Here is a 23,692-nt window from a genome sequence, read left to right on the forward strand (position 1 = left end):
CTCCGCTTTTAATATATAGCGGAGGGAGGCTGTTTCAATAAAGGAGGAAGTAACATGGTAAAAGGAAGAATACATTCTGTAGAGTCTTGTGGTACTGTTGATGGCCCAGGGATTCGTTATGTCATATTTACACAAGGGTGTTTATTACGTTGTCAATATTGTCATAATGCTGATACATGGGAAATCGGTAAAGGTAAAGAAATAACAGTTGAAGAAGTGATGCAGGATGTGACATGTTACCTTCCATTTATTGAAGCTTCTGGAGGCGGTATAACAGTTAGCGGTGGAGAGCCACTATTACAGCTAGACTTCTTAACCCAGTTGTTTAAAAAGTGCAAAGAAGCTGGTATCCATACAACAATCGATTCTTCTGGCGGTTGTTATTCTGAAGAACCAGAATTCCAAAATAAGCTAGATATTTTAATGGAGTATACAGATTTAGTTTTATTGGATTTGAAGCATATTGATTCAAAGAAACATCGTAAATTAACAGGGAAACCAAATGAACACATTTTACAATTTGCTCGTTATTTATCGGATAGAAAGAAACCAATTTGGGTAAGACATGTATTGGTTCCCGGTGTTACCGATGGTGAAGAGGATTTGCAAAAATTATCAAACTTTATTCAAAGTCTATCTAATGTTAAGAAAGTGGAAGTGCTGCCATATCATAAGCTCGGTGTTTATAAATGGGAGGCACTTGGACATAAGTATCCACTTGCGGATGTGAATCCACCGACAGAAGAAAATGTTGAACATGCAAAACATATTTTACAAGCAGTCTAACCTAAACATTTGGTTAGGCTTTTTGTTTCTTCATAATAAAATCTAGAGTATATATTTAGAAAAGAGTATACTGAAAAGGGAATATCCATATTTTTGTAAAGAATAAGCGGAGAAATTTACATAATTGTAAAGGGAAATCAAAATAGTAAAAAGAATTAAGAAGTAAAAGAGTGAGTATTATGGAATATAGAACATTTGTAAGTTATTGCGAAAGCTCTTATAGGAAAGTATAATGTAAAGATATGAGCACAGATAGGATTAAGGGGTCAATCTTATATGCTTTGCATATCCACGACAGATACATAGCTAACAGGAAAGTATTAGAATCCGAGTATGTAGTTTTTAAGGAAAATGTTTTTCCTATTGTCGTATATGCAATATGGAGAAACAAAAAGCTAGGAGTGGATTTGTTTGATAAAAAACCCCAAGGTTTTAATATTAACTGCACATTACGGTAACGGTCATGTGCAAGTGGCAAAAACATTAGAACAAACATTTCGCCAAAAAGGAATCGAAGATGTAATTGTATGCGACTTGTTTGGAGAATCACATCCAGTTATAACCGATATTACAAAATATTTATATTTAAAAAGCTATACGGTAGGAAAAGAATTATATCGTTTGTTTTATTATGGTGTAGAGAAAATTTATGATAAAAAAATAGCATCTTGGTATGCGAATTTTGGGAGAAAGCGTTTGAAGACGCTATTACAGGTGGAGAAACCGGATATTGTTATTAATACCTTTCCAATCATCGCTGTACCAGAATTGAAAAAGCAAATAGGTATTTCTATTCCTGTTTATAACGTATTAACGGATTTTTGCGTGCATAAAATATGGATCCATCGAGAAGTAGATCGTTATTTTGTAGCAACCGATCATGTGAAAAAAGTGATGGTTGATATCGGTGTACCTGCAGAACAAATTGTTGAAACAGGGATTCCGATTCGTAGCAGTTTTGAGCTAAAGATAAATCCAGCAATTATATATAATAAATATCAGTTATGTAAGGATAAAAAGATGTTACTAATTGTAGCAGGTGCTCATGGTGTGCTAGGGAGTGTAAAAGAGCTATGCCAGTCATTTATGTCAGTACCAAACTTACAAGTAGTTGTCGTTTGTGGGAAAAACGAAGCTTTAAAGCAGGATTTAATGGAATTACAGGAACAAGGTTCTGGTGCTTTAAAAGTATTTGGTTATGTTGAAAACATTGATGAATTGTTCCGTGTTACTTCTTGTATGATTACGAAGCCAGGTGGTATTACATTAAGCGAAGCAGCTGCATTACAAGTACCTGTCATTTTATATAAACCTGTCCCAGGACAAGAGAATGAAAATGCGTTGTATTTTGAAAAAAAAGGGGCTGCAGTTGTAATTCGTGATGATAGTGAAGTTTTTGCAAAAACAGAGGCGTTATTACAAGATGATATGAAGCTTCTTCAGATGAAAGAAGCAATGAAAAGTATTTATCGTCCTGAGCCAGCTGGTCATATTGTGGATACAATTTTGGCAGAAAATCATGCAGAGCCGAATCATATACCTATTAAATCACCAGTTCTTGCCGAATCTTTTACTTAATATGAAACCCTCTTTTAAGCATTTAAAGAGGGTTTTTTTTATTGTTGTAAAAAAAAATAAACGTGAATTATTAACTTATCCCGCTATTTGTGGGCAGTAAGAGCCCTACCTCAAAATTCAGCGAAAGCAAAGAAGTTAGGTGGGGATTAACTGCCCGCAAAAGCCCGATTGGTGAGGGCTAATAATCAGTGGGGATAAACAAAAATCCCACTGATTAAAGTTTCACTTTATCCACAAAGGATTACGCTGTCATTAGACAGTAAAATCGGAATATTAACAGCTATATCCACATAATCCACAATTTTTAGAAAATTATCCACAATTCTCACGTTACGAATTCATTTAAATAAATGAATTCGTAAAATACTTTTGTAATTTATGCACAATTCTACGGTTTTTGTGGATAAGGTTGTCCACAAAAAAGGTTCCTTATAAATAAGGAACCTTTTTTGCTAATTCATTGGAAAATCTTATGTAATGAAACTGAATAATTAGGGGGGAAACCTTCTAATTATTCAGTTTCACTTTAAATACTTTTTGAGCGATAGCCCGCTGCACGATCTGCTTTTCGAAATTCTCGCTGATAGAGAACTTCTTGTGTACTAGATAATGTGTTTTTTGCTTTATCACGTTTCTTTTTATCCATTACAAATCACCTCGTGTCCTAAAGTCACTATCTATCGTTTCCAAAGACATGGGGTGATATACATATATGTCAAACTAGTAATGATTAATTATTATTTCTGAATTTTTAGATTACGCTTCTTTTAATTGGTGTGCTTCTTGGAATGTTGTATCTCGCATTGTTGCAAGTGTATACTGATCTTTTGGAATTTCATATAAATTATATACTTCTTCATGCGCGTTAATTTCATCATAAACGGCTTTTCTTGTTTCGTTTGCTAGATTTACATATTGTAGTTTTTCGGCAGCTTTAATAGACCGAATATTTATTTTACGAATACGCATAAAAATCGTTTCAATATCTAATTCATAGAAAAGTTCGCTAAAAAATGAATCTTTCGCCAATTTATTATATCCTTTACCATGATATGGTTTGCCAAGCCAAGTTCCGAGGAATCCAGCTTTTTCTTGCACATCAAATAAAGTAATTGTGCCGATGGGGTTACCCCATTCATCTAAAATTGTGCGTGAGATTAATTCTCCACGCTCTTCGGCTTCGATTGTTTGTTTCGTTAAAAATAAATATTCTTCATAAGAATAGGCCTTTTGACGCACAAAAGGGAAGACAGCAGGATCCACCATTAATTCGTATAGAACGTGGCTGTCGTGTAAGTCGCGTTTTTTCAACACACTAACTCCTCCTCACACGAGGGTAGCATGACGAAAAAGCACCCACCCTCGAAATTTTTATATCAATCTTTAAAAAATTTCGGGGTGGGAATCGAACCCACTAGAACCAGTTTCTAACGCTGGTGGCGCACCATTTGCCTTCCCCATTCATCAATTTGAAAATGATAATCACGACACAAATTGATTATGGTTTCATTCAGTTTATAATCGTATAATACTGTATCTAGTCAAAAAAATAAACTAGTTTTTTTTATTTTTTTTGTAAATTATTTTTCCGTCAATCATAGTGAGTACAGGCTTGGCTAAATAATGGAAAGGATGATGTGTCCATAACACGAGGTCAGCATCTTTTCCAACATCAATGCTTCCAATTCTATCCTCCAAACGTAAATTTCGAGCTGGGAAAATAGTGATTCCTTCCAACGCTGTTTTCTCATCTAATCCTTCTCTTACTGCAATGGCAGCGCAAACATTTAAATATTGAATTGGTGTATAAGGGTGGTCGGTTGTAATAGAAACTTCTACTCCATTTTTCGATAAAATATGATAAGTATCCCACGTTTTGTTTTTAAGTTCGATTTTCGAACGTCGCGTAAGAGTAGGTCCAACTGAAACTTTTAAATTGTGTTTCGAAAGCTCTTCAACAATAAAGTGTCCTTCTGTACAATGTTCAATACGTAAATCAAGATTGAATTCTGTCGCAAAGCGTAAAGCTGAAGTGATATCATCTGCGCGGTGAGCGTGGATACGTACCGGTATTTCTCGGCGGAGTGCTTTTAAAATAGGTAGCATTCGAAAATCAGCTTCATGCCCGTAGTGTTGTGCGTCATAGAATGATTCACGAAGTAACCCCATAATTCCCATACGTGTTATTGATTCTTTTGTACCGTTACTATGGAACTTTTTAGGGTTTTCTCCAAAGGCAATTTTTAAACCAGCAGGTTCCTGAATAATCATATGATCAATACAAGTTCCAGCAGTTTTTATTACGCAAGTAGTACCGCCGATAATGTTTTGGCTTCCGGGCATCACGTGAACAGTCGTAACACCATTTTGTACAGCGTCTTGAAATGCAATATCAAAAGGATGAATCCCGTCTAAAGAACGGATATGTGGTGTTGAAACTTCGGATGTTTCATTTGCATCATTACCAGCCCAACCAGTACCTTCATCGTAGAGGCCAAGGTGAGTATGAACATCAATAAATCCAGGCAAGAGATGAAGAGCTCGTGCATCTATAACGGTCATATCCTGAGTAGTATCAATATGAGGTTTGACCGCGGCAATGCGTTCTCCTATAACGAGTACATCTCCTTGAAACTTTTGGGATGTAATAGGATATACAATGGCTTGTTTGAGCAATATTTTCATAGAGACCTCATTTCCGTCACCTTGTAATGTGTAGAATAGGTTTAGACAAAGTAACTGAAAGGTTTTTCGTGTAGTAATGCTCCGGTGTTTAAAAAGTAAGAAGTCTTGGAGGAGATAGACTACCCGTAAAACTGTATTTTAAAAGTACTACATTGTATGCAAGAGGATATTTTGTAATGCATGGTTAACTGTTGGAAATGTGTATTGATATCCATGTTTAATAGCTTTATTGGGTAATACATGTTGCCCTTCTAATACAAGTATACTCATCTCACCGAGTAAAGCGCGAAGTACAAATGAAGGAACAGGTAGCCAATGAGGTCGCCTAGTTATAGTGGCAATAATTTCACCGAACTCTTTCATCCGTATTGGCGTTGGCGCTGTAATATTAAAAGGTCCGTCAATTTCTTTTTTGTGAATGATGAAATCAATCATGCGAACGACATCGTCTATATGAATCCATGATAACCATTGGTTTCCAGATCCAAGTGTACCGCCGATATATAATTGATAGGGAAGTAGCATTTTTGGAAGAGCTCCTCCATCTGCGCCTAATACGACTCCAAATCTTGTGTAGACAGTTCTTATTCCAATGGAGCGGGCTTTAGATGCTTCTTGCTCCCACAAATATACTGTGTTTGCTAAAAAGTCATCTCCTGGAGTCTCTTGCTGTTCTGTAAAAGATTCGGTTTCAGATGTCCCATAGTATCCAATGGCACTTGCATTAATAAATGTGTGTGGCTTTGTTTCAAGTGTTTGTAATTGTTTAATGAGTCCTTTTGTTGTTTGAATTCTACTGTTTAAAATTGATTCTTTTTGTTTTTTTGTCCATCTACTATTAATAGATTCTCCGGCTAGATTAATAACTACATCGATAGAGGAGAGAGGGAAGGTCTGTAAATCCGGTGTCCACTGTACGTATTGAAGGTTAGTGTGTGAAGTTTCAGCAATTTTTTTTCGAGTAAGAATGTAAACAGTAAATCCCTTTTGAATAAAAAAACTAGAAAGGGATTTGCCTATAAAGCCAGAGCCACCAGAAATTGCGATTTTCACAATCATTTCCTCCTCATTATATATATTCTTGAAAAGAAAAAACGTTCCTTGACTATGTTAAAATAATAGAGAGGTGAGAGTATGACTGTCATTACAAAAATAGAAGTGCAAAAACGATCGAAAGAACGATTTAATATTTATATTGATAAAGGTCAAGGCGAAGAGTACGGGTTTAGTGTGAATCAATCAATCTTAATGAAACATGGGTTACAAAAAGGCTTAGAAATTGATGAAGTAGCGTTAGGGAATATTTTGTACAATGAAGAGGTACAAAAAGCATATTTACAAGCGATTTCCTATTTATCCTATCAAATGAGAACAAAACAAGAAATAGAAGATTTCTTACGAAAAAAAGAAGTGGGACAGGCCATCATCTCTGAAGTCGTTTCGAAATTATTACATGATCGATATATTAATGATAAAGAGTACGCTATTTCATACGTGCGAACGCAAAGTAATGTGAATCAAAAAGGTCCAACTGTTATTAGGAGAGGGCTATTAAGTAAAGGTGTTCAGGATTTAATCATTACACATAGTTTACAAGAGTATCCAAAGGAGAAGCAAATGGAGAATGCTTTGTTTCTTATAGAAAAGAAGAAAAAATCTTATCAAAAGCATTCATTTTTACAAATGAAGCTAAAGTTAGATGAAATGCTTGTTCGTAAAGGATATTCTAGAGATGTGATTCAAATTTGCTTGGAAGAATTGAAAGACGAAAAAGATGACGAACAGCAAGAAGAAGCGTTACACTATCATGGGAATAAATATTATGAGAAATATAAGAAGTATGATGGTTGGACATTCGAAAATAAGGTGAAGCAAGCGTTATATCGAAAAGGATTCTCTATTGATGAGATAGATATATTTTTACAAATGAAACGTGAAGAGGGATGAGGAAATAAGATGGGTACGCCAAAACGCTACAGTGAAATGACACCACATGAGCTAAGGGAAGAAATTGGGGTTTTGAAGGAGCAAGCAGTAAAGGCTGAGCAACTTGGAATTGTAAATGAATTCGATGTATTAATGAGAAAAATGGCTATGGCTCGTGCTTATATGATAGATATAAATAAATTCCATATTGGTGAGACATATGAATTAGTAGAAGAACCTGGTGTGGTATTTAAAATTACGTATTTCAATGGGGTATTTGCTTGGGGATATAAGCAACATGATAATGAAGAGATTGGAATACCAATTTCCTTGCTACAAGAAAAATAAAAACCAGAGAGCGAATCTCTCTGGTTTTCATCTTTGGTAGGCGTTAAAGGAGATAGGAGATTCTAAAATTGGCGTTTTTTACATTCGTTTGCCAGTATAATGAGAGACTGGGTTTGTTGCGTCTGTCCGTTAACTTGCGCCTTCGCATGTTTTGGACGAGTCCACGTATGGTTAAATAATTCAGAACGACGATCTAAATGGTCACGGTAGCTCATCTTTATCACCTCGTGTAGGAATTTAATTTGTACTACTCTTCCTGCTGATTTGCAGCACGCATACGCTCTTGTGGGTGCGTGTTAATTGTGCCGTTAGGTCGTTTCGAAGCGAAGCGTGATTTCGCTTTCGGTTGACTGTCGATTTTGCTGTTGTTTTTTGACTCAGACCAAAATTCGGCTTGTCTACCCATTAAGAACGCCCCCTCATTATCAGTTGATACCTCTTTAAGAAGTATCACTTATAGAATGTGCAAAATAGAAGAAACTATCCTTTAGAAATTAAGGGAATAAATAGGTAAAAGGAGAATAGAACATGAATGATATTTATGAAACATTAACGAAAGAATTATTAGATAAAAATGACAACCTTTCTTACGCACAAGCTCGTGCATGGGTTGAATTACTGTGGGAAGACTTCCGAACAACTTATGCTAAATCAGGTCGTTACCAAGGTGAGGAAATGACTGAACAAGTGGTACGAACATGGGTTAATAATCATGGAGGGCGCCTTCATGAAATGCGTACAAATAATCCGAAGTATAGCCATTTAATCAATCAAGAAGATCATTTGAAACATTAAAAAAAGCGACGTAGGTCGCTTTTTTTAATGTGGAAGCAATTCCAGTTTCTTTCGAAGTTTCTCTTCGCTGAAAATCCATCCTGTATATGAACTAATAATATTTAAATTTTGATCGAGCTGAACGATTGCGACGAATGGATAATAATCTTTACTTCGATACCGCAAATCAATAAATCGAACTTCATAATAGTTATCATAATCGAAAATATCCCAGCGATATACAGGCGAGAAAGATAAGAAAGCAGATATATTTTCATCTCGCACAGCGGCTTGCATAATGGCGGTATTCGGGAACGGTACGCGATTAAATTTATCGTATAAAAGGATGTTACCGCGGTGCCATCTTGCTACGTAGTAATGTTCAGTTGTAACGACGGCTAAATGATAATGATAAAATTTGTAAGAAGGAGAAATAATTACTTTCTCTACATTTTTGAAACGTTTGTATACTACACTTTTAATATTTCGATGCATCATAATGCGGCCGATATAGTAAACAAACATTAATATATACGCTGCTAAAGCAGTATAGCCTTTATGTGCTCCGACAAGCATACAGGCGATAGCAAGTATATGGATAAAGAAAATGACAGTATCAAACGTATTAATTATGCCGAGCGCTACCCATTTTTTTGTGAAGGGCCTTAATGCCTGTGTACCATAGGCATTGAAAATATCCACAAAGACATGAAGAAAGACGGCAATAAATGACCAAAGTAGTAGATGCAGATAGGGAGCGTCTGAAAAGAAGGCGAAAGAGATGCCACTTATAAGGAGTGACCAAAGGATCACTGCAGGGATGGAATGAGTAATCCCGCGATGATTTCTTATATATTTAGCGTTATTACGCAATTTTAAAACTGTATCGATGTCAGGAATATTGGAACCGGCAATTGTTGCAAGCATCACTGCTTGTGGCCCAATATCACTTTGTGCTATAGCTGGATCTAATGTTGCCAAACTGCCTAGAGTAACGCCCATAACAAGGTGAGTGGCTGTGTCCATAGAAATCCACCTCCGTTTTTTATTAATGTAACTCTTTTTATTCGATACCTCAAGTCCTTTGCCTTCTATTTCCTATGTCATCTTACTTAAATTTTTTCCTAAAATCTTTATAATAGTACGTATATGCAAAAAAATGAGGGGGACCAAGTTTGACACTTGAAATATTAAATGAGTTTAACATAGAACAGTTTCAAAATGATTTAATTGGTTGGTTTGAAAAAGAACAACGTGATTTACCGTGGCGAAAAAATAAAGATCCATACCGTGTTTGGGTTTCAGAAATTATGTTACAGCAAACAAGGGTAGAGGCTGTAAAACCATATTACGCAAATTTTATGGGGAAGTTTCCTACGCTTGAAGCGCTAGCGACTGCCGATGATGAAGAAGTATTAAAAGCATGGGAAGGCTTAGGTTATTATTCTAGAGCACGAAATTTACATGCTGCAGTAAAAGAGGTAAAAGAAGTATACGGCGGGACAGTACCGAGCGATGTAAAGAAAATTGAAAAATTAAAAGGAGTGGGACCATATACAAAAGGTGCCATTTTAAGTATTGCATATGGCATACCAGAGCCAGCGGTTGATGGAAATGTTATGCGCGTATTATCTCGTATTTTATCAGTGTGGGATGATATTGCAAAACCGAAAACGAGAAAAGTTTTTGAAGAGATTGTGCGTGAAATTATTTCTATAGAAAATCCATCTTATTTTAACCAAGGTTTGATGGAATTAGGGGCATTAATTTGTATACCGAAAAATCCATCTTGTTTACTTTGTCCTGTACGTGAACATTGCAGAGGGTATGCTGAAGGTGTTCAAAAAGAACTACCAGTGAAGAGTAAAGCGAAAGCACCTACAATGGTACCGCTCGTTGCGGGAGTACTTCAAACTGAAGATGGCCGTTACGTAATTAATAAACGCCCAAGTACGGGATTACTGGCTAATATGTGGGAGTTCCCGAATATTGAACTAAGTGAAGGTATTCGTAATCAAAAACAACAGCTTACGGATTATATGAAGGAGAGCTTTGATCTCTCTGTTTCTATTGATGAATACGCGATGAATGTACAACATACTTTTACACATCGTACTTGGGATATCTTCATATTTTACGGAAAAGTAACAGGTAATATTGTCGAAACGGATACATTAAAGTTTGTATCGAAAGAAGCGTTTAAACAGTTACCTTTCTCGAAATCACATCGTACAATTTACGAAAAGTGTGTTGAGAAAATTACAATGCAGTAAAGTGAAACTTTAATCAGTGGGGGGTTTCTTCATCCCCCACTGATTATTAGCCCTCACCAATCGGGCTTTTATGGGCAGCAAGGCCCCAACCTAACTTCTTTGCTTTCGCTGCATTTTGAGGTGGGGTCTTACTGCCCGGCAAATAGCGGGATAAATAATAAAAACGTGTTCCAGAACTTTGGAACACGTTTTTTTATATTGAAAATAAATTTGTATTTTGAGGTTGAAAATCCACGCGTTTATAATCCGCCCCGTGACTCGATTTCTTTCACAACTTCTTTATAAATCGTTTGTCCCTCTACATTTAGATAAGGCATAATTTGCTGAAATGAATGATGAAAATAAGCTAATTCATCCTCTTTCCATTCATTTTTGGAAATCATAGTTAGCTCAGTCATATCACGTCCAGTATACATATTCCCACCTCCATCATATGTAGTTTGAATGAGTGATAAGAGATATATACGTGAATTTTTAAAAAGAAAATTAGGGATAACTTCTAAGTGAATTGGTTACATTATTGATTGTGGAGGTGAGAAAGATGAGTAAAAAACAACAAGGTTATAATAAGGCAACTTCTGGTGCTAGCATTCAAAGTACAAATGCTAGCTATGGTACAGAGTTTGCAACTGAAACGAATGTACAAGCAGTAAAACAAGCGAACGCACAATCAGAGGCACAGAAAGCACAAGCTTCTGCTGCTCAAAGTGCAAATGCTAGTTATGGTACAGAGTTTGCAACTGAAACAGATGTGCATGCAGTGAAAAAACAAAATGCACAATCAGCTGCAAAACAATCACAATCTTCTAGTTCAAACGAGTAATGAAAGAAAAACACTTCTCCAATTCGAGAGAAGTGTTTTCTTTGTGTGCGTGTCACTGTAATGAAAATAAAGGGAACGACATAACTTCTAATAAGTCAACAAATATAGTCAAAGGAGAAAGAAGTTCACGATTAGAAAATATGTAATAGGAATTATAACTGGCGAATGAATCAAAAAGGGGGTAAGTGATGAACGATTTTGATAAGTTGGTAGGAGAGCAGTTGGAAACGATGGATGAGCTTTTAAAGTTACAATCACATTTAGAGAAGTATCAGCAAATTGAAATGAGTGGAAGGGATACGTGCGATAAAAAAGAATTGCATTTTATCCGTCAAGAAATATATAGAACAGAAATAGCATTAAAACTTTTGCATGAAAAATTTGAAAAGCAAACGAATAATGTGATTCAATCTTTTGAAACCGAAAAAATAATTTCAAATTAAGGGTGAGATATGTTGTTGATTTTAGGTGAAAAGTCCTTTCTTAAACAGAGGTGAGGGGGCTTTTCTTTTTGTTATATCTTCGTTTAATCTTCTAAAATACGTATTGCTAATTCATAGGAAATGTTCCTTCGTTAAAAGGGTTAGTGATGTGGTATTCAATAATACAAACTTCATTATATTCCTCATGAAAACAAGTGTCCTATCGCTTTAGTTTTAAAATTTTGACAAAAAAGTTATAATAGAAAAAAAGTGAATGCAGTTCAAGGGGTAGTTAAGACAACTTAAGAAAAGCATTTGCGGTTGAAAGAAGGGAGCATATATGGGATTTCCCAAAGAAGGAGAAAAGGTACAAATACATAGTTATAAACATAATGGCTCCATTCATAGAATGTGGGAAGAGACAACAATTTTAAAAGGGACGCAGAGCCTTGTGATCGGAGCAAATGATCGTACAGTAGTTACGGAATCAGATGGTCGAACATGGGTTACTCGCGAACCTGCGATTTGTTACTTCCATGCTAATTATTGGTTTAATGTAATTGGAATGCTGAGAGAAGAAGGAGTATATTATTATTGTAATTTAAGTTCTCCTTTTGCATATGACTCTGAAGCATTAAAGTATATTGATTACGACTTAGACATTAAAGTGTATCCAGATATGACATATACACTTTTGGATGAAGATGAGTATGAAAAGCATAGTCAAATCATGCAGTATCCACCTGTTATTGATACAATTTTAAAACGAAATGTAGCACATTTAACACAGTGGATTCATCAAAGAAAAGGTCCATTCGCACCGGATTTCGTAGATATGTGGTACGAAAGATATTTAATGTACAGAAATTAAAACAAACCTGCAGGGAATTTCCCGGCAGGTTTGTCCTATTAGAGGGGGGAATTATGTGCAAGGTATAAAAAGATATTTACAATTTGTTAAACCATATCGATGGCTTATTGCTATTACAATTATTATTGGTCTTGTGAAGTTCGGTATCCCGCTTATTATGCCATGGTTATTAAAGTATATTATTGATGATGTTATTCAAGGCACGGGATCGCTTCAAGAAAAAACGTCTCAATTAATAACCGCAATTGGGATTGCTTTTTTTATTTTTGCAGTAGTAAGACCGCCGATAGAATATTATCGTCAATATTTCGCGCAGCGCATTGCCAATACAATACTATACGATTTACGAAAATACATTTTTGGGCACTTGCAAAAATTGAGCTTACGTTATTATTCGAACACAAAAACAGGGGAGCTTATTTCACGTGTAATCCATGATGTAGAACAAACGAAGGACTTTGTAATTACTGGTCTTATGAATGTCTGGTTAGATACTGCAACAATTGTTATTGCCATTATCGTTATGTTTTCTATGAATATAAAATTAACCTTTGTTGCTTTATTAATCTTACCTATTTATGTAGTTGCAGTGAAATATTTTTTCGGGCGCCTTCGAAAATTGACGAAAGAGCGCTCGCAAGCGTTAGCAACTATGCAAGGGTATTTACATGAACGTATTCAAGGGATGCAAGTGACACGTAGTTTTGCATTAGAAGAGTATGAAAGAGGACAGTTTGAAAAGAGAAATAATGAATTTTTAACGAAAGCACTAACTCATACGAGTTGGACAGCGAGAACGTTTTCGGTAGTGAATACGTTAACGGATTTAGGGCCGTTACTTGTTATTGGTTTTGCGGCATATGAGGTAATTCAAGGTCAGTTAACTCTAGGGACTATGGTTGCTTTTGTCGGGTATATGGATAGTTTGTATAGTCCGCTTCGCCGCCTTGTTAATTCATCTACAACATTAACACAGTCTTTCGCCTCGATGGATCGAGTGTTTGAATTGTTGGATGAAAAGTACGATATTGTTAATGTGCCAAATGCGGTGCAAGCGAAAAGGCTAGATGGGGAAGTTATATTTGATAATGTTTCTTTTCGTTATAATGCGGATGAAAAAGAAATATTGCATAATCTGTCATTAACTATGCGCCCGGGAGAGAAGGTTGCGCTTGTAGGGGCAAGCGGAGGAGGAAAGTCATCTCTTGCTAGTTTAATTCCGCGTTTTTACGATGTTTCTGAAGGTGCAGTTTATATAGACGGGATAGATGTAAGAAAGTATAATATGAGAAATTTACGTAGTCATATTGGAATTGTGCTACAAGATAATTTATTATTTAGCGATACAATCGGGGCTAATATTTTATATGGCAATCCGAAAGCTACAGAGGCGGAAGTGATTTCAGCTGCCAAAGCTGCACAAATTCATAATTTTATTACAGAGTTGCCAGAGGGCTATGATACTGTCGTTGGGGAACGTGGTGTGAAATTATCTGGTGGACAAAGACAGCGTGTAGCAATCGCGCGGGTTTTTCTAAAGAATCCGTCTTTACTTATATTAGATGAAGCAACGTCCGCTTTAGATTTAGAAAATGAACGGTATATTCAAGAGGCACAGCAAACGTTAGCTGCGGATCGGACAACAATTATCATTGCACACCGATTAGCGACGATTACGCATGTCGATACAATTATTTATGTTGAAGATGGTGAAATAAAAGAAAAGGGTTCTCATGAAGAGTTAATGAAAAAGAGGGGATTTTATTACAATCTATATCAACTTCAGCATATAACAGAAACAGCTCCTTTAGCGTAAAAGGAGCTGTTTTTTATTCGTCTTCTTTTTTATCTTCGATTTGGAGTTCACTCTCTGGTTTATGGTATGTGTAGAAGCTATCCACAAGTAAATCTAAATGCTCTACTTCCTCACTGTAGTTAATAATTGAAGAAATAAGAGGGAAGAGGTGTAACCATATTTTATATGCTTCCTCATCGTCCTTATTTTGATAATCCATAAAGATATCAATCAATTCTTGTTTACCTGTTTCAACTTCATCAAGCATCTCAACGGATTGTTGTTTCTTTGCTTTACCAATAAATTTTAATAACACTTGTTCGTGATAATGCGTTAATGAATCAAGTTCGTTTTGAATAGATTCCTGAAACTCTTCTGGCATATAGCGCAGTTCATTTTCAGTGCGATGTAATGACTTTAACGTACTTAAAGCACGGCTTGTTGTCGCTAACATTTGTCTGAATAAAACGAGCTTACGAATTTTCGCGAATTGTATTTTTTTCGTATAGCTTCTTTCTTCTTTATACAGCAAATAGTAATGATTTAGTTTAATCATTTTTTCTTTCATGCGATCAATATCGGTTTTTAGCGTTGTAAAATCAGAAGCTTGCCTACTGTTCATACGAATCCATTTAACAATTTCCTCTGTATTATCAACGATGCGATGGTAAAGTTTTGTTTCATATTTTGGCGGCATAAATACTAAATTTACAAGCGAAGCCGCAATAATTCCAATCATAATCGTCGCGAATCGAAGTAAGGCAAAATTAAAGAAATCTTCGCCTTGATACTCCATAATGGCGATAACTGTTACTAAAGCGAGTGATATTGTTTTTTCTAAGTGTAATTGTAAAGTAAGAGCAATTACTAATATACACGTTAATCCAATAATAAAAGGATTATGTCCAAAAGCAGTAGCAAATACGATAGCGAATACCGCACCAATTACGTTTGCTTGAATTTGCTCAAGAGCTGTTAAATACGAGCGATATACAGACGGTTGAACAGCAAAGATAGCTGAGATTCCCGCAAATACTGGACTCGGTAATTGAAGTAAAATACAAGCAAATAAAGCTAATGTAATGGCAATACCCGTTTTTAAAATGCGAGCACCAAGTTTCATACCCTTATTGATATCCTTTCTCTTGTCATAATGAATGTACAACATGATACTATACATTCATTACAATATGTTAGCAAGTGATATTTTAGTGACGTTAAAAAGTTTAATAAATAAATTACAATCAATTTATAATTTCTCCAAATTCTCTTTAAACATCTATTCTTTAATAAAAAAACCTGCTGAATTTCAGCAGGTTTCAAATTGTTATTCTAGATTACTATGCGATGCTCGCTTCGTCAATTTTTTTATCCCGCATTAACGGGCAGTAAAACTCCCACCTCAAAATGCGACTGGAGCAAAGAAGTTAGGTGGGAGATCAACTGCCCGTAAACGCCCGATTGGTGAGGGCTAATAATCAGTGGGGGATGAACAAAACCCCCACTGATTAAAGTTTCACTTTATGAAAATAAATATTGTACATGTCATTCAGTTGAAATAGATGGATCCGCCTGTTCTTTTTTCGGGATAATTTCATAGAAGTGAAGCTGGATATCATCTAATAATGGTGTTAACAAAGCGACTTCTTCATATTGTTCGTGCTCATTTAATACACGAATGTAGTCTAATAATAATTCATTCACATCTTGCAAACCATTTTTACTAATTGGCTGCAATGTTACATTTGCACCTTTAGCAATTCTTCTTTTTAAAGCGTGCTCTGTTAAACCTAAGTTTGGCTCATGATGTAAATAAACAACACCACCAGTCATGCCGGCACAAATCCATGGACCAGGATCTCCTAAAACAAGAGCGCGACCATTTGTCATATATTCAAAAGCAAATCCTTTTATATTAGAATATACTCCGATATTTCCTTGTTCTTTTTCGCGGAGTGGTTTTGTAATTCTGCCTCCAATTATCATATCTGCTCCAGAAAGGCGAATGCCAGCACGAGCATCAGCGTTACCTTGCACGTATAATGCACCTTTTTGAGCGCCGTATCCAAATCCTTTTCCGACAGAACCGTTATAATATGTTCCATCTGTTCCTTTTGCTTTCGTTATATAAATGCCACCGCCAAATGAAGTTTTTCCAATTCCATCTTGCGCGCCACCATTTACGTGTATAAATAAGTTCTCGCTATTGTACGCGCCTAATCCGTTTCCGGGAACAGATCCTTTTGTATACTTTAATGTAAGTGGTTCAAGATGAGTGTTTTCATATAATTTGCTACGAATACGATAACAGGATTCTAGACCGCCCATTACGCGTTGTTCTACGCCGACGCTTACTAATTCTTTTGACTGGAGAGAATTTGTTGTTTCAAATTGTTTTTCTTGTACAGATGCCGTTATTTTCACAGATGAATCTTCTATCGTTTGTATTAAATTACGTAAGTCTAATAAGTCCTTGCCTCGAGTTTGTTCTAATAAATCCGATCGTCCGATAATATCTTGTAAGTTTGTGTAACCGAGCTGCCCTGTTAAACGTTTCAATTCTGTACCGAAAGTAGTGAATAGGCTTAATAGCCCTGTAACTGCGCTTTCTAATTCACGTGGAACGAAACGGCGCAGTCCATGTTCTTTCGCTTGAGCTTCAGATTCAATTTGTGTTGCAATTCCGACGTGGCACGTATCGAGATGACAACCACGGCAAGTTGTACAGCCAATTGCAATCATTGATAATGTGCCAAATCCGATCCGGTTTGCTCCAAGGAGCATGATTTTTAAGGCGTCATTGACACTTCGAATACCGCCGTCTGCCCAAATTTCTACTTTATGTCTCATATTTGCTTCTAGTAACGCATTGTGAGCAGCTTTAACACCGATTTCTACAGGAAGACCTACATGTTGCAATGCGTGAATACGCGCAGCGCCTGTTCCGCCATCAAATCCACTAATGTTAATAAAGTCAGCACCAGCTTTTGCGATACCGACAGCAATTGTTCCGATGTTAGGAACGACAGGAACTTTTACAGCTACTTTTGCAAGATGATTAGCCGTTTTAATTTCTGTAATCATTTGAGCCAAGTCTTCAATTGAATAAATATCATGGTTGTTAGAAGGTGAAATTAAATCTGAACCGATTGTAGCATTACGCGCTTCCGCAATTTTGGCAGTCACTTTTGAACCAGGCAAATGTCCACCTTCACCAGGCTTTGCTCCTTGACCTATTTTAATTTCAATTAAATTTGATGAATTTAGTAGTTCAGCGTTTACTCCAAATCGGCCAGATGCAACTTGTTGTCCGCGTGTATGTGGGTACTTACCAATCATATCTTTAATTTCGCCGCCTTCACCGTTCAAACTAATCATATTTAGCTGATCGGCAGCCTCTGCATACGCGCGAAAGGCAATTTCATTTTGAGAACCAAATGACATGGAACTAATAATAAATGGTAAATCATGATTGTGAATGCCGATGGACACTTCTTCAGTCGGAACTACATGCTGTGCTTGTTTTGTTTGAACAAGGTGCCTGATTGCGATGGGAGTGTTTTCTTCTAATTCACTTAACTTGTCGCGGTAATCATCATAAGAGTTTCCTTTTGCAACATCACCAATTGCTTTCCAAATCCGTGGGAATATATGAAATGATTTTCGCATTCTAACTTTTGGATTGTTAAAATCCTCAGCTCGAATTTTTGCATCTTCAGCAAGTGATTCAAGTGAAAAAGCTAAATTATTTGAACCGCAGAAGTTTGTAATTTGTAATATATTTGCGATTTCCTCATGTAATCCAATAGAGGAGAAGAGGCGACCGTAACCGCGTAATTCATGAATTCCAATCGTTGAAATTACTTTCTCTAGTCCTTTATTAAGTGCGGTATACAAATTAGTAATTGGTACTTTTGTTTCATCATTTACCGTTGCGAACAATAAATATGGATTAATACCATCTGCCCCTAATCCGTATAGCGTGACGATATCGTGTAAGGAGCGAAGGGCACCGGAACGTATAACGAGAGAGCATTTCCGGCGTAATTTATTTTCAGTTAATGCTTGATGTACTTTAGCAGTAACTAAATGTGGGTCAATCCATAACAGTTCATTTTGATGAGATTTAGCGTCATCTAATAATAGTAGGGAAGCACCATTTTTAACGGCTGCTATCGCTTCGGAACTAATTCGATTTAATGCGATTTGTAGAGTTTCTGATGGACTAAATGTAATAGAAATTGTAGAGACAGAGCTATAAGTAATGAATAGCTGTATAAGTTGTTCGTACGTAATCGTGTGTAAGTCTGCCGCGATAGATTGAGCTAAATTCCCTTCTAAAATAATGGGTGAAAGCATCTCGATTACAAATGGTTGTTTAGAGTTATCTAATAAACCCGGACGCTCTCCGAGTACAGTACGTGTGGAGAAGTGTTCAACTTCGCGATCGCGATCGATTGCTGGATTTGTAACAACGGCTACACTTTCCTTAATGAAATCAGCAATATTTCGTCTATCTGTATCAAGTGCGGCAAGTGGTGAGTCATGCCCAAGTGACCGAATTGGTTCGACGCCTTTTGTCGCCATTTGTTCAAGGAGCTGAATATGTTCTCGATCCCAGCCGAAAGCGACGTATTGATTCGTTTCAACTTGAACCGAATCACATAATCCCTCAGTTTCTTTCGTTTCAGGGATAGATAAGTTTACATGATAATTGGTAACATCGATTCGTTTCTTAAAACGGTTATATACTTCAATTTGATAATTGTCGTATTCATAGAGAACCAGCTCATCTTGTTGATTCCATTTTAAGCCAACTTTTTCTCCAGGAGCGAGTGGTTTCGGCTCTGCTACATATTCAGTTGGTGATACAACGCCAGGTTCAGAAGAGAAAATATAGGAGCTCTCTGTCTCTACTTTCCAAACTGGGCGTAATCCAAGGGAATCGACACTGAAAACAGCTTCATCTTTATAACGTGAAATAATACCAGCTGGACCTTGTGCGAAATGCCCCCAAGCCTCACGTATATAAGTGTATAAGTTTTGTAAGTTTGTTTCGTAAAGTTTTATTTCATTAATAATTGGTGGAAATAATATATCCATTGCTTCAAATAAACTGTAGTTATACTGAACGAGAAGGGTTTCTAAGGTGCGGTTTAAATCTTGGGAATCACTGCCCCCGGCAGTAAGTGGTACATTAATCATTTCAGCTTGATCGCGTAATTTTGCAATCGTGTTAATTTCACCATTATGCCCGAGAATACTAAATGGTTGTACACGAAAAAAATTAGATAACGTATTAGTAGAATAGCGATTATGTCCTAGTGTCATAGTTGAAGCGATAAGTGGGTGTTGTAAATCATTGTAATAAGCAACGAGTGTATCACCAGCGCCCAGAACTTTATATACAACATGTTCATGACTTAATGAGGCAACATGAATTGCTTCATTTTCTTCGATTTGTATTGTTACAGAAAATAATGTTTGTTCAATATTTTCAACTTCACTTTGGGCGATAAGGGCAATTTGCCAAAATAAAGGTTCTTCTTGTTTACCAAGAGGACCGAGTGCATCTGAGTTTATTACATCATCATTTTCGAGAACAATTGTAAAGTTTTCATTGTTTAGTTGCGTACGAATGTAATCTTTTAACTCAGCAATGTTTTCTTTTTTGTTTAGAAAAAAATGTCCAACGATAAAGTGGGGATGATCCACAATCGTTGGATTATATCCGCTACTTTTCAGTTTTTCATTCCAAAGTGCTTTTGGCATGTCGATATGAATTCCGATGCCATCTCCTTCGCCATTAATGAAACCAGCTCTATGATTCATTTTGACTAGTGATTGTATACAAAAATCGATGTTTTCTTTTGTAGGAATTCTTCGTTTTTCCATAACGGAAACGATTCCACACGCATCATGTTCTGCATTTTTATAATTCCGAAATAAAGACGGTGTCCATTTATTTTTTTTATTGAGCATCCGTCAATCCCCCCTCTGGAAAGTGAATTTTGAATAATCTTACTATTTAAGGCGTGGACTGCCTTGTATACAGGGATAGTAAGGATATAAAAGAATATAAAACAGATAATTATGAATAATTATACTATTAATGAGGGATTTATGAAATAGAAAAAAGGAAAAAAGAAAGATGGGCTTTCTTTTTTCCTTTTGAATGAAGAGATTATTTATTGTTCGCTAGGGTAGAAAATGCTCTGCCAACAGCTTCAATTGTATATTCAATATCTTCTTTTGTGTGTTCTGTCGTTAAGAACCATGCTTCATATTTAGAAGGTGCTAAATTAATACCTTCTTGAAGCATCAGCTTGAAGAATCTACCGAACATTTCACCATCTGTATTTTTGGCTGCATCGTAATCTTCAATTGTATTTGTCGTGAAGTATACAGTTAATGCACCCTTTAGACGGTTTACTGTAATATCGATGTTATGTTTTGTAGCTTGTTCTAAAATTCCTTTTTCAAGCATTGCGCCAAGTGCATCTAATTTCTCGTATACGCCTTCTTGTTGAAGTACTTCTAGGCAGGCAATACCTGATGCCATAGAAGCAGGGTTCCCGGCCATTGTACCAGCTTGGTATGCAGGGCCGAGCGGTGCAACTTGTTCCATAATTTCTTTCTTACCACCGTAAGCACCAATTGGAAGGCCACCGCCGATAACTTTACCAAGTGCTGTTAAATCTGGGGTTACGCCAAGTAAGTCTTGAGCGCCGCCATACATAAAGCGGAAAGCAGTAATAACTTCATCATAAATTACTAGTGCACCAGCTTCGTGAACAAGTTCATTAACTTTTTCAAGGAAGCCAGGTTTTGGCTCAACAATACCGAAGTTTCCAACGATTGGCTCTACAAGGATAGCTGCTACTTCATGTCCCCATTTATCTAACGCTTCTTTTAAAGTTTCTACATTATTAAATGGAACAGTAATAACTTCTTGGGCGATACTTTGTGGCACGCCAGCTGAATCAGGAATTCCAAGGGTAGAAGGACCAGAGCCAGCTGCTACAAGTACTAAATCGGAATGACCGTGGTAACAACCAGCGAATTTCATAATTTTTGTGCGGCCAGTGTAAGCACGAGCAACACGAATGGTTGTCATAACGGATTCTGTACCAGAGTTTACGAAGCGGACTTTATCTAAAGCAGGCATTGCTTCTTTTAACATTTTTGCGAATTTTACTTCTAATGCTGTTGGAGTACCGTATAGTACGCCGTTTTCAGCCGCTGTTTTAATTGCTTCTGTCACGTGTGGGTGAGCATGTCCAGTAATAATAGGGCCATACGCTGCTAAATAGTCGATATATTTATTTCCATCTACATCCCAGAAATAAGCACCTTTTCCGCGTTCCATTGCAACAGGAGAACCGCCTCCAACTGCTTTAAAAGAACGGGAAGGACTATTAACACCACCAACGATATGTTCTAAAGCTTCTTTATGTAACGCTTCTGATTTTGTGAAATTCACTACAATTCATCTCCTTACAAAAATCTATGTATTATTCTAACATGTTTTTTGAAAAGACGTATTGTTTGTGATAGAAGGAGCAGTTGGGTAAACTATTCGTTGTGACATTTAGGAAGGGGGTCCGATTATGAAATCGGTAATTGAGGTACAAGGGTTACGTAAAGAGTTTACAGCTTATTCAAGTCGTCCGGGATTAAAGGGTGCATTTCGCGATTTATTAAATCGTAATTATAAAATAGTACCAGCAGTAAATGATGTTTCTTTTACTGTAAAGCAAGGTGAAATGGTTGGTTATATTGGTGAGAATGGTGCTGGTAAATCAACGACGATTAAAATGCTTACAGGGATTTTGACTCCGACATCAGGACAAATTACAGTGAATGGAATGAATCCACACAAACAGAGAGAAGAATTTGTAAGAACAATCGGCGTTGTGTTTGGTCAGCGTTCCCAGCTTTGGTGGGATATTGCTGTACAAGAATCATTTCGTTTATTGAAGAAAGTGTACGGTGTATCAGACGCTCAGTATAAGGAACATATGGAACATGTTATTGAAACGTTAGATATCGGTCCTTTATTAGATAAACCGGTACGGAAATTATCTCTTGGTCAAAGAATGCGTTGTGAATTGGCAGCGGCGTTAATTCATAATCCGCCGTTATTATTTTTAGATGAGCCAACAATTGGACTAGATGTTCTTGTGAAATTGAAAATACGAGAATTCTTAAAAGAGATGAATGAACGTTATAAAACAACAATTTTATTAACGACACATGATATTACTGATATCGAAGCTTTATGTGAACGCGTCATCATGCTTGATGAAGGGAATATTATGTATGACGGATCTTTAGATAATCTTCGTACGCAGTGGGGAGTAGAGAAGGAAATACATTTTCAGTTTGTTGCCCCAGTTTCATACCAGGAGTTATCAATGGTTATGCCGGATAGTCATGTTGTTTGGTCAAAAACGAAAGAAGAAAACGCATGGGTTGCAAAAATACCGAATGAAGAAGTTATCATTTCTATGTTGATTTCTAAAGTAGTACAAGCCTTTCAAATTAAAGATTTGAAAATTAACGAAGTGTCTACAGAGGAAATTATTCGTAACATTTATGAAGAAGGTATTATGCATGGGTAAGTATATTGAAATGATTCGGATTCGCTTTTTAATGATGCTTGCTTATCGTACAAATTATTATAGCGGGATTTTAATTTATACGATTAACATTGGTGCGTATTATTTTTTATGGCAAGCAATTTATAGCGGGAAAGAGAATATTGAAAGTTTATCTATTTCGCAAATGACTACGTATATTGCGATCGCATGGATGGCACGCGCTTTTTATTTCAATAATATAGATAGAGAAATTGCGATGGAAATTCAAGAAGGACGTGTGGCGGTAGAGCTAATTCGTCCATATAACTATTTAGGTATGAAAGTTATGCAAGGGCTTGGAGAAGGGATATTTCGTTTTGCTTTCTTTTCAATTCCGGGTATGGTTATTGTTACGTTATTATTTTCATTACAAATTACAACAAATTTTCAAACGTGGTTATATTTCTTCTTATCTTTAATATTTAGTTTTATCATTAATACACAAATAAATTTAATGACAGGAATGCTTACATTCTTCTTATTTAATAATAGTGGAATTATGTATGCGAAACGTATTGTTATCGATTTATTTTCTGGTTTATTATTACCGATTAGTTTTTATCCGTTATGGGCCCAAAAAGCAATGGTTTTTTTACCGTTTCAAGCAATTAGTTATATTCCGAGTATGATTTTCTCTGAAGGTATACAAGGAAATAAGTTATATGAAGCTTTATTATTTCAAGTGATTTGGGCAATTATACTTATTATTCCAATTGTACTGATGTGGAAAACGGCGAGAAAACGTCTAATCGTACAAGGGGGATGACGA

23 protein-coding genes are annotated in these 23,692 nt (G+C 36.3%); 12 read left to right on the forward strand and 11 right to left on the reverse strand.

Going from position 1 to position 23,692, the window contains the following annotated elements:
- Positions 1-54: 54 nt before the first annotated feature.
- The gene (pflA, locus tag MHH66_RS02575; protein WP_002010313.1) at positions 55-786 is read left to right on the forward strand and encodes a pyruvate formate-lyase-activating protein; all 732 of its coding nucleotides are present in this window, start codon (positions 55-57) and stop codon (positions 784-786) included.
- 411 nt (positions 787-1,197) lie between these two features.
- A complete protein-coding gene (locus MHH66_RS02580) occupies positions 1,198-2,364 on the forward strand; it encodes a diglucosyl diacylglycerol synthase (RefSeq protein ID WP_078185186.1) in 1,167 nt (388 codons plus the stop codon).
- 526 nt (positions 2,365-2,890) lie between these two features.
- Here the strand turns inward: MHH66_RS02580 and MHH66_RS02585 are convergent.
- From MHH66_RS02585 to MHH66_RS02600, 4 genes are all read right to left on the reverse strand, one after another.
- A complete protein-coding gene (locus MHH66_RS02585) occupies positions 2,891-3,010 on the reverse strand; it encodes a YfhE family protein (RefSeq protein WP_000358484.1) in 120 nt (39 codons plus the stop codon).
- Between the two features lie 110 nt (positions 3,011-3,120).
- Positions 3,121-3,678, reverse strand: coding sequence for a GNAT family N-acetyltransferase (locus tag MHH66_RS02590; protein WP_002091129.1), 558 nt, complete (start codon positions 3,676-3,678; stop codon positions 3,121-3,123).
- A 240-nt stretch (positions 3,679-3,918) separates the two neighbouring features.
- Positions 3,919-5,049, reverse strand: a complete 1,131-nt coding sequence (locus tag MHH66_RS02595) for an amidohydrolase (protein ID WP_002010318.1) — start codon at positions 5,047-5,049, stop codon at positions 3,919-3,921.
- A gap of 147 nt (positions 5,050-5,196) precedes the next feature.
- Positions 5,197-6,102 carry a TIGR01777 family oxidoreductase gene (locus tag MHH66_RS02600; RefSeq protein ID WP_002140287.1) on the reverse strand — a complete coding sequence of 302 codons (906 nt, stop codon included), beginning with the start codon at positions 6,100-6,102 and terminating at the stop codon, positions 5,197-5,199.
- An 81-nt stretch (positions 6,103-6,183) separates the two neighbouring features.
- On the opposite strand from MHH66_RS02600, the gene recX reads away from it, so the two are divergent.
- Both recX and MHH66_RS02610 read left to right on the forward strand, forming a co-directional pair.
- A complete protein-coding gene (recX, locus tag MHH66_RS02605) occupies positions 6,184-6,996 on the forward strand; it encodes a recombination regulator RecX (RefSeq protein ID WP_002125056.1) in 813 nt (270 codons plus the stop codon).
- Positions 6,997-7,005: 9 nt separating this feature from the next.
- Positions 7,006-7,323 carry a YfhH family protein gene (locus MHH66_RS02610; protein WP_002010323.1) on the forward strand — a complete coding sequence of 106 codons (318 nt, stop codon included), beginning with the start codon at positions 7,006-7,008 and terminating at the stop codon, positions 7,321-7,323.
- A gap of 62 nt (positions 7,324-7,385) precedes the next feature.
- Here the strand turns inward: MHH66_RS02610 and MHH66_RS02615 are convergent, their stop codons facing one another.
- Together MHH66_RS02615 and MHH66_RS02620 are read right to left on the reverse strand one after the other, a co-directional pair.
- Entirely contained in the window at positions 7,386-7,538 is a 153-nt protein-coding gene (locus MHH66_RS02615; protein ID WP_002010325.1) for a YpzG family protein, read from the reverse strand.
- 32 nt (positions 7,539-7,570) lie between these two features.
- The gene (locus MHH66_RS02620) at positions 7,571-7,729 is read right to left on the reverse strand and encodes a small, acid-soluble spore protein K (RefSeq protein ID WP_002125059.1); all 159 of its coding nucleotides are present in this window, start codon (positions 7,727-7,729) and stop codon (positions 7,571-7,573) included.
- 122 nt (positions 7,730-7,851) lie between these two features.
- Between MHH66_RS02620 and MHH66_RS02625 the strand changes: the two genes are divergently transcribed.
- A complete protein-coding gene (locus MHH66_RS02625; protein ID WP_002010328.1) occupies positions 7,852-8,118 on the forward strand; it encodes a YfhJ family protein in 267 nt (88 codons plus the stop codon).
- A gap of 24 nt (positions 8,119-8,142) precedes the next feature.
- Here the strand turns inward: MHH66_RS02625 and MHH66_RS02630 are convergent, their stop codons facing one another.
- Positions 8,143-9,123, reverse strand: coding sequence for a metal-dependent hydrolase (locus MHH66_RS02630; RefSeq protein ID WP_078185187.1), 981 nt, complete (start codon positions 9,121-9,123; stop codon positions 8,143-8,145).
- Between the two features lie 149 nt (positions 9,124-9,272).
- Here MHH66_RS02630 and mutY point away from each other — a divergent pair, with 149 nt between their 5' ends.
- Positions 9,273-10,370, forward strand: a complete 1,098-nt coding sequence (mutY, locus tag MHH66_RS02635) for an A/G-specific adenine glycosylase (RefSeq protein WP_078185188.1) — start codon at positions 9,273-9,275, stop codon at positions 10,368-10,370.
- A 239-nt stretch (positions 10,371-10,609) separates the two neighbouring features.
- On the opposite strand, the gene MHH66_RS02640 is transcribed toward mutY, so the two are convergent.
- Positions 10,610-10,786: a hypothetical protein gene (locus MHH66_RS02640; protein WP_002091123.1), complete on the reverse strand. Its 177-nt coding sequence runs from the start codon at positions 10,784-10,786 to the stop codon at positions 10,610-10,612.
- A gap of 125 nt (positions 10,787-10,911) precedes the next feature.
- Here MHH66_RS02640 and MHH66_RS02645 point away from each other — a divergent pair, with 125 nt between their 5' ends.
- From MHH66_RS02645 to MHH66_RS02660, 4 genes are all read left to right on the forward strand, one after another.
- Positions 10,912-11,193 carry a gamma-type small acid-soluble spore protein gene (locus MHH66_RS02645; RefSeq protein WP_002125062.1) on the forward strand — a complete coding sequence of 94 codons (282 nt, stop codon included), beginning with the start codon at positions 10,912-10,914 and terminating at the stop codon, positions 11,191-11,193.
- A gap of 188 nt (positions 11,194-11,381) precedes the next feature.
- Positions 11,382-11,636, forward strand: coding sequence for a YgaB family protein (locus MHH66_RS02650; RefSeq protein WP_078185189.1), 255 nt, complete (start codon positions 11,382-11,384; stop codon positions 11,634-11,636).
- Between the two features lie 319 nt (positions 11,637-11,955).
- Positions 11,956-12,486: a nucleoside tri-diphosphate phosphatase gene (ntdP, locus tag MHH66_RS02655; RefSeq protein ID WP_000506630.1), complete on the forward strand. Its 531-nt coding sequence runs from the start codon at positions 11,956-11,958 to the stop codon at positions 12,484-12,486.
- Between the two features lie 55 nt (positions 12,487-12,541).
- Complete coding sequence (locus MHH66_RS02660; RefSeq protein ID WP_078185190.1) at positions 12,542-14,302, forward strand: ABC transporter ATP-binding protein; 1,761 nt, start codon at positions 12,542-12,544, stop codon at positions 14,300-14,302.
- Positions 14,303-14,315: 13 nt separating this feature from the next.
- Here the strand turns inward: MHH66_RS02660 and MHH66_RS02665 are convergent, their stop codons facing one another.
- The 3 genes from MHH66_RS02665 to hemL form a co-directional block, all read right to left on the reverse strand.
- On the reverse strand, positions 14,316-15,404 hold the full coding sequence (locus MHH66_RS02665) for an aromatic acid exporter family protein (protein ID WP_002159375.1): 1,089 nt from the start codon (positions 15,402-15,404) through the stop codon (positions 14,316-14,318).
- A 422-nt stretch (positions 15,405-15,826) separates the two neighbouring features.
- Complete coding sequence (locus tag MHH66_RS02670; RefSeq protein ID WP_078185191.1) at positions 15,827-20,263, reverse strand: glutamate synthase-related protein; 4,437 nt, start codon at positions 20,261-20,263, stop codon at positions 15,827-15,829.
- A gap of 202 nt (positions 20,264-20,465) precedes the next feature.
- Positions 20,466-21,764, reverse strand: coding sequence for a glutamate-1-semialdehyde-2,1-aminomutase (gene hemL / locus MHH66_RS02675; protein ID WP_002159373.1), 1,299 nt, complete (start codon positions 21,762-21,764; stop codon positions 20,466-20,468).
- 127 nt (positions 21,765-21,891) lie between these two features.
- Between hemL and MHH66_RS02680 the strand changes: the two genes are divergently transcribed.
- Positions 21,892-22,905 (forward strand): ABC transporter ATP-binding protein, encoded by a 1,014-nt coding sequence (locus MHH66_RS02680; RefSeq protein WP_002029644.1) that lies wholly within the window; start codon positions 21,892-21,894, stop codon positions 22,903-22,905.
- Positions 22,898-23,689 (forward strand): ABC transporter permease, encoded by a 792-nt coding sequence (locus MHH66_RS02685; RefSeq protein WP_078185192.1) that lies wholly within the window; start codon positions 22,898-22,900, stop codon positions 23,687-23,689. The genes MHH66_RS02680 and MHH66_RS02685 overlap by 8 nt, the downstream gene beginning before the upstream one ends.
- The last annotated feature ends 3 nt before the right edge of the window (positions 23,690-23,692 follow it).

This window comes from Bacillus sp. FSL H8-0492 (assembly GCF_038006145.1).
GTDB classification, from domain to species: Bacteria; Bacillota; Bacilli; order Bacillales; family Bacillaceae_G; genus Bacillus_A; species Bacillus_A mycoides.

Excerpts from the sequence above, each read along its gene's own strand:
- pflA (WP_002010313.1), top strand. The coding sequence starts at position 55 with ATGGTAAAAGGAAGAATACATTCTGTAGAGTCTTGTGGTACTGTTGAT.
- MHH66_RS02585 (WP_000358484.1), bottom strand. The coding sequence starts at position 3,010 with ATGGATAAAAAGAAACGTGATAAAGCAAAAAACACATTATCTAGTACA.
- MHH66_RS02595 (WP_002010318.1), bottom strand. The coding sequence starts at position 5,049 with ATGAAAATATTGCTCAAACAAGCCATTGTATATCCTATTACATCCCAA.
- recX (WP_002125056.1), top strand. The coding sequence starts at position 6,184 with ATGACTGTCATTACAAAAATAGAAGTGCAAAAACGATCGAAAGAACGA.
- MHH66_RS02610 (WP_002010323.1), top strand. The coding sequence starts at position 7,006 with ATGGGTACGCCAAAACGCTACAGTGAAATGACACCACATGAGCTAAGG.
- MHH66_RS02615 (WP_002010325.1), bottom strand. The coding sequence starts at position 7,538 with ATGAGCTACCGTGACCATTTAGATCGTCGTTCTGAATTATTTAACCAT.
- MHH66_RS02620 (WP_002125059.1), bottom strand. The coding sequence starts at position 7,729 with ATGGGTAGACAAGCCGAATTTTGGTCTGAGTCAAAAAACAACAGCAAA.
- MHH66_RS02625 (WP_002010328.1), top strand. The coding sequence starts at position 7,852 with ATGAATGATATTTATGAAACATTAACGAAAGAATTATTAGATAAAAAT.
- MHH66_RS02630 (WP_078185187.1), bottom strand. The coding sequence starts at position 9,123 with ATGGACACAGCCACTCACCTTGTTATGGGCGTTACTCTAGGCAGTTTG.
- MHH66_RS02640 (WP_002091123.1), bottom strand. The coding sequence starts at position 10,786 with ATGTATACTGGACGTGATATGACTGAGCTAACTATGATTTCCAAAAAT.
- MHH66_RS02645 (WP_002125062.1), top strand. The coding sequence starts at position 10,912 with ATGAGTAAAAAACAACAAGGTTATAATAAGGCAACTTCTGGTGCTAGC.
- MHH66_RS02650 (WP_078185189.1), top strand. The coding sequence starts at position 11,382 with ATGAACGATTTTGATAAGTTGGTAGGAGAGCAGTTGGAAACGATGGAT.
- ntdP (WP_000506630.1), top strand. The coding sequence starts at position 11,956 with ATGGGATTTCCCAAAGAAGGAGAAAAGGTACAAATACATAGTTATAAA.
- MHH66_RS02665 (WP_002159375.1), bottom strand. The coding sequence starts at position 15,404 with ATGAAACTTGGTGCTCGCATTTTAAAAACGGGTATTGCCATTACATTA.
- MHH66_RS02670 (WP_078185191.1), bottom strand. The coding sequence starts at position 20,263 with ATGCTCAATAAAAAAAATAAATGGACACCGTCTTTATTTCGGAATTAT.
- MHH66_RS02680 (WP_002029644.1), top strand. The coding sequence starts at position 21,892 with ATGAAATCGGTAATTGAGGTACAAGGGTTACGTAAAGAGTTTACAGCT.
- MHH66_RS02685 (WP_078185192.1), top strand. The coding sequence starts at position 22,898 with ATGGGTAAGTATATTGAAATGATTCGGATTCGCTTTTTAATGATGCTT.